The 8,651-nt window shown below is 70.1% G+C and carries 6 protein-coding genes, 1 tRNA gene and 2 pseudogenes; 2 read left to right on the forward strand and 7 right to left on the reverse strand.

Annotated features, from left to right (window positions below; all coding sequences use genetic code 11):
* Nucleotides 1–93 precede the first annotated feature (93 nt).
* Nucleotides 94–1,188, reverse strand: coding sequence for a glycosyltransferase (locus ACFPM7_RS21295; RefSeq protein ID WP_378249439.1), 1,095 nt, complete (start codon nucleotides 1,186–1,188; stop codon nucleotides 94–96).
* 427 nt (nucleotides 1,189–1,615) lie between these two features.
* Here ACFPM7_RS21295 and ACFPM7_RS21300 point away from each other — a divergent pair.
* Nucleotides 1,616–1,846 (forward strand): annotated as a pseudogene (locus ACFPM7_RS21300) (carbohydrate-binding protein); the annotation flags it as partial.
* A gap of 171 nt (nucleotides 1,847–2,017) precedes the next feature.
* Nucleotides 2,018–2,977 (forward strand): annotated as a pseudogene (locus ACFPM7_RS21305) (chitinase); the annotation flags it as partial.
* A gap of 38 nt (nucleotides 2,978–3,015) precedes the next feature.
* Here the strand turns inward: ACFPM7_RS21305 and ACFPM7_RS21310 are convergent.
* The 6 genes from ACFPM7_RS21310 to ACFPM7_RS21335 form a co-directional block, all read right to left on the reverse strand.
* Nucleotides 3,016–3,732 carry an ABC transporter permease gene (locus ACFPM7_RS21310; RefSeq protein ID WP_378249440.1) on the reverse strand — a complete coding sequence of 239 codons (717 nt, stop codon included), beginning with the start codon at nucleotides 3,730–3,732 and terminating at the stop codon, nucleotides 3,016–3,018.
* Nucleotides 3,729–4,640: an ABC transporter ATP-binding protein gene (locus ACFPM7_RS21315; protein ID WP_378249441.1), complete on the reverse strand. Its 912-nt coding sequence runs from the start codon at nucleotides 4,638–4,640 to the stop codon at nucleotides 3,729–3,731. Before ACFPM7_RS21315 ends, ACFPM7_RS21310 begins: the two co-directional genes overlap by 4 nt.
* Complete coding sequence (locus tag ACFPM7_RS21320) at nucleotides 4,637–5,497, reverse strand: hypothetical protein (protein ID WP_378249442.1); 861 nt, start codon at nucleotides 5,495–5,497, stop codon at nucleotides 4,637–4,639. Before ACFPM7_RS21320 ends, ACFPM7_RS21315 begins: the two co-directional genes overlap by 4 nt.
* Nucleotides 5,490–6,419, reverse strand: a complete 930-nt coding sequence (locus ACFPM7_RS21325; RefSeq protein WP_378249443.1) for an ABC transporter ATP-binding protein — start codon at nucleotides 6,417–6,419, stop codon at nucleotides 5,490–5,492. The genes ACFPM7_RS21320 and ACFPM7_RS21325 overlap by 8 nt, the downstream gene beginning before the upstream one ends.
* A 165-nt stretch (nucleotides 6,420–6,584) precedes the next feature.
* Nucleotides 6,585–6,658 (reverse strand) — tRNA-Arg (locus ACFPM7_RS21330).
* 374 nt (nucleotides 6,659–7,032) lie between these two features.
* Nucleotides 7,033–8,622: a glycoside hydrolase family 43 protein gene (locus tag ACFPM7_RS21335; protein WP_378249450.1), complete on the reverse strand. Its 1,590-nt coding sequence runs from the start codon at nucleotides 8,620–8,622 to the stop codon at nucleotides 7,033–7,035.
* Between the last annotated feature and the right edge of the window lie 29 nt (nucleotides 8,623–8,651).

Here is an 8,651-nt window from a genome sequence, read left to right on the forward strand (position 1 = left end):
GACCGGCGGCGATCCGACCTCGCGACGAGCCGACCTGCGGCCGGTTCACCGGCGGGAGTGACCGCCGGTGAACCGGCCGCTGGTTCGCCTCGCTCAGTCCGCCGTCGCCCGGACCAGGGTGCGCCCGCCCGCGCGCAGCGACTCGACCGTGCCGACGACCAGTTCGGCCACCCGGGTCGCCGCGTCGCCGCACCCCGGCCGCGCGGCACGCAGCCGGTCCCGGTAGTCCCGGGCGGGGTCGAGCAGGTCGACGACGGCGTCGGTCACCGCCCGCTCGGTGGCCTCGGCGGGCTCCAGCGCCGTCCCGAAGCCCGCGGCGGCCACGAAGTGCGCCTGCACGGGCTGGTCCACGGCCAGCGGGATCACCAGCATCGGCGTCCCCGCCCGGATCGACTCCGCCACCGAGTTGTACCCGCCGTGGGTGATGAACACGTCGGCGCGCTCCAGTACCTCGCGCTGCGGCAGGTACGGGGCGGCGAGCACGCCGTCGGGCAGCGGGAGGTCCTCGGTGAGGTCGCCCAGCGCGGCGATCACCTGCGCGCCGGTCGCCGCCGCGCCCGCGATCACCGTGCGCAGCAGGTCCGGCCTGCGGTAGAAGATCGTGCCGAAGGAGACGTAGACGAGCGGGCGATCGGGGTCGATCCGGTCGAGATCCGGGAAGGCGACCTCGTCACCGCGCGGCCCCGCCGCCCCCGGCAGGCCGACCAGCTGCACGCCGTCGTCGGTGACCGCCTCGTCCCCGATGAGAGCGGTGATCGTCGGCACCAGGTTGAGAAACGGCGACCGCGCCGAATGGGTCCTCTTTGACCAAAGAACACCGTTCTTGGTGAGGTACTCACAGACCTGCTTGTCGTACGCCCAGCGGTTGCGCCGCAACCAGCTCGGACACACCCCGTTCAGGTTGGCCGAGATCATCCCGTACGGCACACCGGAAACGTGGGTGCCGACCAGGGCGGAAGCGGTGAGCGACAGGGAATCGATGAGCACGAAGTCCGGCGCGGTCGCACGAAGCGCTTCGGCCGTCTGGCGGGCGACGGGCGACGATTCCAGCATGGGCACGATCTTCGCGGGGTCCGCGGCCCACGGCGCCATCTCCACCCGCCCGACAGCGTGGATGCGCACGTCGCCCAGCGCTTCCCGGCGCTGCTCGTCGAGCGCGCCGCCGTCGGCGGACAGCAACAGGAGCACAACCTCACAACCTGCGGCTTGGAGCGCGGTGACCACCGGAACACAGGGGTTCAGGTGACCGTGCTGGGTTGTGGTGAGAAGTGCGACACGCATCAGATCTCCGATCGAACGGGGACAACGAGCAGCCCGACTCGAGATCCAGCCCTGCACGCACCACAGCGGACACGACCGCGACACCCCGCCCGAGACGGCGACACCGGTGATACTACGAGGTTTTGCGCATTCGCGACTATCGCTGATAGGACACATCTGTCAACAACGCACGAAACAACCCCGAAACAACGAGGGTCCGCAACGGGCCCCGCCGCGCCCCCGGGGAAGCCACCGGTGTGACGTGAGCCGTGGACACAATCTCGCCCGATAACGATAATTGGGTATGTGGAGACTGTCTCTATCATCGAGAATAACGCGAATCCAGAGAATTGTTATGGCGGCGACGGTCGGAATTGCCGTCACCGGGGCGAGCACCCTCGCCATCGCGGGCAGCGGCCAGGCCGCGGCCCCTCCGAGCAGCGCACTCGTGGCCTGCGACGCCCCGGCGTGGGCTGAGGGCACCGCCTACTCGGTCGGGTCGAGAGTCAGCTACAACTCCCGGCTCTACCAAGCCAGGGTCGCACACACCGCGTGGCCGGGAACCGGGTGGAATCCCGCGGCCACAGGTTCCCTGTGGTCGGATCTCGGCGCCTGCGACGGCAACCCGCCCACCACGACACCCCCGACGACACCCCCGACGACACCTCCCACGACACCCCCGACGACGACGCCCCCCACCACCCCACCCACGACGACACCTCCCACCACCACCCCGCCCACCACCACCCCGCCCGGCGGCGAGACCTGCGCGGTGAAGTCCAAGCCCGCGGGGAAGGTGCTCGTCGGCTACTGGGAGAACTGGGACGGCGCGTCCAACGGCGTCCACCCGCCCTTCGGCTGGACCCCCATCACCAACCCGGCGATCCGCCAGCACGGCTACAACGTCCTCAACACCGCCTTCCCGGTGATCCGATCCGACGGCACCGTGCTGTGGGAGGACGGGATGGACAGCACCGTCCGGGTCGCCACCCCCGCCGAGATGTGCCAGGCCAAGGCCGCCGGGCAGACCATCCTCATGTCGATCGGCGGCGCCACCGCGGGCATCGACCTCAGCTCGCGCACCGTGGCCGACCGCTTCATCCAGACCATCGTGCCGATCCTCAAGCGCTACAACTTCGACGGCCTCGACGTCGACATCGAGACCGGCCTCACCGGCAGCGGCTCCATCACCCAGCTGTCCACCTCGCAGGCGAACCTGATCCACATCATCGACGGCGTGCTGGCCCAGATGCCGTCGAACTTCGGTCTCACCATGGCCCCCGAGACCGCCTACGTCACCGGCGGCAGCGTCGTCTACGGCTCGATCTGGGGCTCCTACCTGCCGATCATCAAGAAGTACGCCGACAACGGCAGGCTGTGGTGGCTGAACATGCAGTACTACAACGGAAGCATGTACGGCTGCGCGGGTGACTCCTACCCGGCGGGCGGCGTCCAGGGCTTCGTCAAGCAGACCGAGTGCCTCAACCAGGGCCTGGTCATCCAGGGCACCACGATCCGCGTTCCCTACGACAAGCAGGTCCCGGGCCTGCCCGCGCAGGTCGGCGCGGGTGGCGGGCACATGTCCCCGGCCCTGGTCTCGCAGGCCTGGAACTCCTTCAACGGCAACCTCAAGGGCCTGATGACCTGGTCCCTGAACTGGGACGGCTCCAAGAACTGGACCTTCGGCGACAACGTCAAGGCCCTCCAGGGCCGCTGACCGGTTCCCGGGGGAGGTCCGTCCTCCCCCGGGACTCCCTAGTTCGCCTCGCCGGTCAGCGCGAAGGTCCGCAGCCTGCGGGTCGCGCCGACCGTGCCCGCCACGGCGAAGACCGACGACATGATCACCGCGGTCGCGACCGTCAGCGTCGAGGAGATGAGCGCGGTGTCGCCGATCGCGTCGGCGACGGCCGTCGCGTGCTGGCGGATGCTGAACACGCGGGCGCCGTCGACGAACGACACCAGCAGGTTCTCCCACAGCACGATGTAGACCAGGCCCACGGCGACCGGGCGCTTGCTCATCACGCTCAGCGCCAGGAACAGCGCGCTGTAGGCCAGCGCCCCCAGCGCCGAGCCGACCACCAGGCCGACCGCCAGCGAGCCGGAGCCCGCGATCAGGGCCGCCGCGGCCAGCGGCACGGCCGTCGCCACGGCGGTCACCAGCCAGGCCACCAGGAGCTTGGACAGGATGATCTCTGAGCGCGGCAGCGGCTTGGTGATCAGGTGGGTGATGGTGCCGTCGTCGATCTCCAGGCCCAGCGCGCTGCTGCCGATGATCAGCGCGGTCAGCGGCAGGATGACCGCCAGCCCGAGGTTGGAGAAGACCAGCGGACCCCATTCGTCCGGGGGCTCGTCCTCGCTGAGCACCGCCAGCAGGGTCAGCCCGATCAGGATGACCGGCATGGGGAGCAGCAGCAGCACGCGCCTGCGGCCGAGCAGGGCCCTCGCCGTGAGGCGGATGATCGTGGGGTTCATGTGGTCACCAGGTAGGAGAAGACCTTCTCAAGGGACTCGTCGGAAGGCAGGATCGTCGTCAGCCGGATGCCGCGCGCCTTGGCGTGCTTGGCCAGGGCGCGGGTGAAAGTGCCGTAGTCGCTGGTGTGCACCTGAAGCCCCGCGTCGGTGAGGCTCACCCCGGCGACCGACGTGTCGCCCATCAGCACGGTGGCCAAGAGCCGGTCGTCGGAAGAGGCGATGGTGAACACGTGCGGGCGGGTGGTCATCAGCCGCCGGATGTGCCGGTAGTCGCCGGACGCGGCGAGCCTGCCCGCCACGATCACCTGCACGGTGCCGGAGAGCTGCTCGACCTCTTCGAGGATGTGCGAGCTGAACACGATGGTCCTGCCCGCCTCGGCCATGCCGTTGAGCAGCTCCATCATGTGCATCCGCTGCCGGGGGTCCATGCCGTTGAACGGCTCGTCCAGCAGCAGCACCTCGGGGTCGTGCACCAGCGCCGCGGCGACCCGGCTGCGCTGGCGCATCCCCTTGGAGTAGGTGGAGATCCGGCGGTCCTGCGCCTCGCGCAGCTCCACGACCTCCAGCGCGGCACGCGCGGCGGCGGCCGGGTCGGGCAGCTTGTGCAGCTGCGCGCTGGCCAGGACGAACTCCCACGCGGTGAGGAACCCCGGCACGCTCTCGCGCTCGGTCACCAGGCCGAGCTTGCGGTAGACGCCGGGATTGGCCCACGCGGGCTCCCCGCCGACCACGACCTCGCCCTGCGACGGCGCCAGCAGGCCCGCCATCAGGTGCAGGACGGTGGTCTTGCCCGCGCCGTTGGGCCCGAGGAGACCGGTGAGGCCCGGGCCGATGGACAGCGTCACGTCGTTGACCGCGACCACGTTGCCGTACCAGCGGGAGACCCCCGCGAGTGCGATGGTGCTCACGACCTCACCCCCTTGTACCGCCGCACCGCGGCCATCGTGCCCAGCCCGGTCAGCGCGACCGTGACCAGGCCGTACACCGGCCCGAACGAGCCGACCGAGACCAGGTCGACGTCCGCCCCGAAGAGCCACTGGTCGACGCCGTTGAGCAGCCCGGTCGGGTCGATCAGCCCGGCGAGCTGCCCGACGGTCCCGGAGTCCAGCGCGCGCAGGACCGCCGAGATCGGCGCGGTGAGCAGGAAGACACCGATGATCATGCCGGTGGCGAACACCCGCCGCCCCGACAGCGACGCGATCGGCAGCCCCAGCGCCGCCAGCAGCGCGGCGTGCACGGCCGCGGCGAGGAGCCCGACGAGCAGCCCGCCGAACTCCTCCAGCACCCCGGCGACGCCGTTGTCGGTGCTGAAGGCCATCCCGACGAACATGACGAGCATGGGCGCCGCGAGCATCAGGAACGTCGCCGTGGCCAGCGCCGCGACCTTGGTCAGCGCATAGGCCGAGCGGCGCAGCGGGCGCGACAGGTACAGCTGCAGCAGCTTCGTGCGCAGGTCCACCGACACCAGCTCGGGCGCGACCACGGCGACGAACACCGTGGCGGCGAAGGTGAAGGTGGAGGCGATGCCGACGTAGTCCAGCACCGGCTCGGGCAGCTGGGTGTTGATGATCACGATGACCAGCGAGGCGATCGCCGCCATGGCGACCAGCCCGATCGGCAGCACCTTCGCCCAGGGGCTGCGGCCGAGGCCGTAGGCGCTGCGTACACTGTGGACATAAAGCGACCGGGCGGAGTACCGGGGGCCGAGCCGCGGCCCGGTGTAGCGCTGGTAGCCGATGTCGTGGATGACGCCGGGCTCAGACATGGGATGCCTCCTCGGCGGGCCGGTCGCGGAACAGGTCGGCGACCTGGTGCCGCTGCCGTTCGAGCCGGTGCAGGCAGAGGTCGAGGTCGGCGACCGCGTCCCGGATGAGGTCGTAGACCGCCCCGTCGTCCTCGCCGAGGCGGACGGTCAGCACCCGCCTGTCCCCGCGCACCTCCAGCCCTTCGGCGGTCAGCACGGCCGCGAGGCGCTCGGCGCCCTCATCGATCTCCACCACGAGCAGGTCGTTGTGCTCGGTCATGGACGACAGCGTCGCCGAGCGCAGCAGCGTCCCGGCGTCGATGGCGACCAGCGAGGTGCAGATCCGCTCGATCTCGCCGAGCAGGTGCGAGCAGACCACCACCGAGATCCCGAACTCGGTGCCGATGCGGTGCACCAGGTCGAGCATCGCCCGCCTGCCCGCCGGGTCGAGCCCGTTGGTTGGCTCGTCCAGCAGCAGCAGCTCGGGGTCGTGCACCAAGGCCTGCGCGAGCTTGACCCGCTGCTTCATCCCGGTGGAGTACCCCCCGATCCGCCGGTACCGCTCCTCGTAGAGGCCCACGTGCCGCAGCGTCTCCGACGCCCGCTCCCGCGCCGCGGCCGCGGGCAGGCCGCTGACCCGCGCCATGTGGGTGACGAACTCGGCGGCGACCATGTCCGGCGGCAGGCAGTCGTGCTCGGGCATGTACCCCACCTTCGCCCGAACCCGCTCCCCATCGGCGATCGGGTCGAGCCCCAGCACCCGAATCCGCCCACTGGTCGGCGTCAGCAGCCCCAGCGCAAGCTTGATCAACGTCGACTTGCCCGCCCCGTTGACCCCGACCAGCCCGACAACACCCGCCTCGATCTCCAAGGTCAGATCCGTCAGGGCGGTCACCTTGCCGTCGTAGCGCATTCCCAGCGCGGTGGCTTCTATGAGTGGCACGGGGGGACCCTATGGCCGGTCGCCCGCCCGGCACATCCGGCCTACCCCCGAATGCGGCGGCCCCCGACCCCTAGGGGTCGGGAGGTGCGCCCGGCCGTGCACCCCTGCTCCCGGCCGGGCAGCGCTCCCTTCCCATCCCCGCACGACGGGGCTCGCCGTGCCGAGTACCCCCACCAGGACTCGAACCTGGGACCTCCGCGTTCGTAGCGCGGCGCTCTCTCCACCTGAGCCATGGGGGCGCGACGGAAGGGGTCACCCCTTGTCCGCCCGTTCAGACCCGACCCGACGCCCTTCCCGGGGCCACGCGACCGAGCATTGACAACCAGAGCCTGGAAATCCCGCCCGCCTGAGGGGAGGAGCCGCCCGGATCGGTTACCCGATGGGCGGCTCCCCGTCACCTCAGGCTCAGGTCATGACCGGAAGTACGGGCGGTTCGGGGCCGTGGGCCTGTGCGGGAGCCAGGACTCGCGAGCGGCGACGACCGTCGCGCCGGGTGGCCGATGCCCCGCCCCGCTCAATCGCCTGCCCATGACTGCCCCGTTCTCCGTCTGATGGCTCCATGGTCATCCGTCGCCGAGCGGAGGTCAATCTGTTTTGAGCGCGCTCGCGCGCATCACGGTCTGGTGATGTCCAACCTCCGGACGGTGACAGCACCGCCGAGGGACTGGGTCGCGTAGTTGAAGACACCGAACCGGTAGCCCATGAAGAACTGCCAGGTGTTGTTGAGGGTGAAGGAGGGGCCCAGCGGGGTGAACACGGAGCCGTCGGTGCTGTAGGAGAAGCGGGCGACGCGGTTGGCCCCGGGTTGGATGTCGGCGTTGACCCGCAGCCAGATCCGACCACCGCCCACCGCCGCGCTCGCCGCCTCGGTACCGGTGCTGGTGGTGCGCCAGCCGCTGTCCATGGCCAGACCGGTGGTCATCACGACCCTGGTCTGCCCGTTGTCGCGCCGGACCCCGATCCAGGCCGACGACTGCCGCAGCATGGCCAGGCCGGACCGGTCGCCGTCGCGCATCCCGCTATGGTCCAGTTCGACCGTGGCGGTGGAGGTCGGTCCCTGGATGCGGTGGGTGAGGGTGTTGCGGGCGGCGTAGAGGTCGGTGGTGACGGTGGCGGTGCTCAGCCGAAGTCCGTTGTCGACCGAGTACTTGCTGGTGTCCGGGTCGTGGTTCCACTCGTACTGCGGGCCGAGGACGGTGCCGGCGAAGGTGTCCGACCCGACGAGCGGTTTCACCGGCCTGATCGGCAGCGGGTGGGGATAGTTCACACCCCACCGGCCGTTGACGGTCTGCACGGTGGGCCAGCCGTCCGCGGTCCAGGTGATCGGAGCGAGGGCGGGGACGCGTCCGCCAGGATAGGCGTCGACGAAGGCCATGTAGTGCCAGGAGCCGTTGGGCAGCTGCACGAGGCCGCCCTGGTGCGGCACACCGCCCCCGGAGATCGGGCCGGGCAGGTCCAGCAGCACCTGCCGCACGGTGTAGGGGCCGAACGGTCCGCTGTCGGACTTGAGCACGTACTGGCCGTTGGCCGGTCGGGTGAGCCAGATGTAGTAGCTGCCGCCGCGCTTGTAGAAGCGCGCGCCCTCCAGGGTGCCGATGCTCGACGGGGTCTGGAAGACCTGCTGGGAGCGGACCTGGGAACGGCCGTCGGCCGAGAGTTGGGCGACGCTGATGGCGCCGTTGCCGTAGGCGACGTACATGGTGTCGTCATCGTCGATGAGCATGCCCGCGTCGTAGTAGCAGTTGTCGATCTGGGCGTGCCTGCTCCACGTGCCGTCGACGCTGGAGGCGGTGTAGATGTAGGTGTCGTTGAAGTCGATGCACCCGGCCCAGTAGTAGGTGCGGTTGCTCGGCCGGTACTGGAGGGTGGAGGCCCAGATGCCGTTGACGTAGGCGCGCTGCCCGCTGGTGAGGTCGTATTTGGTGCCGAAGTCGAGCGAGGGCACGGAGTGTCCCGCGAACTCCCAGTTGACCAGGTCGTAGGAGCGCAGGACCGGCGCGCCCGGCGAATAGTGCATGGTGGAGGCGGTCAGGTAGTAGACCTCCCCGACCCGGATCACCTCGACATCGGCGAAGTCCTGCCACACCACCGGGTTGGTGTACTGCCCGCCCGGCGGGGTTGTGGTGGTGGGGTTGGTGCCGCCTCCGACGCGGACGAGGGACCATTGTTGGTTGTTGCCGCCCCAGTCGTCGTATTGGACGATGTTGGCTCCGTCGGTGGTGGAGGCGCCTT

Source organism: Actinokineospora guangxiensis, from assembly GCF_042657845.1.
GTDB classification, from domain to species: domain Bacteria; phylum Actinomycetota; class Actinomycetes; order Mycobacteriales; family Pseudonocardiaceae; genus Actinokineospora; species Actinokineospora guangxiensis.

Coding starts and splice junctions, on each gene's coding strand:
- ACFPM7_RS21310 (WP_378249440.1), bottom strand. CDS start 3,732: ATGAACCCCACGATCATCCGCCTCACGGCGAGGGCCCTGCTCGGCCGC.
- ACFPM7_RS21320 (WP_378249442.1), bottom strand. CDS start 5,497: ATGTCTGAGCCCGGCGTCATCCACGACATCGGCTACCAGCGCTACACC.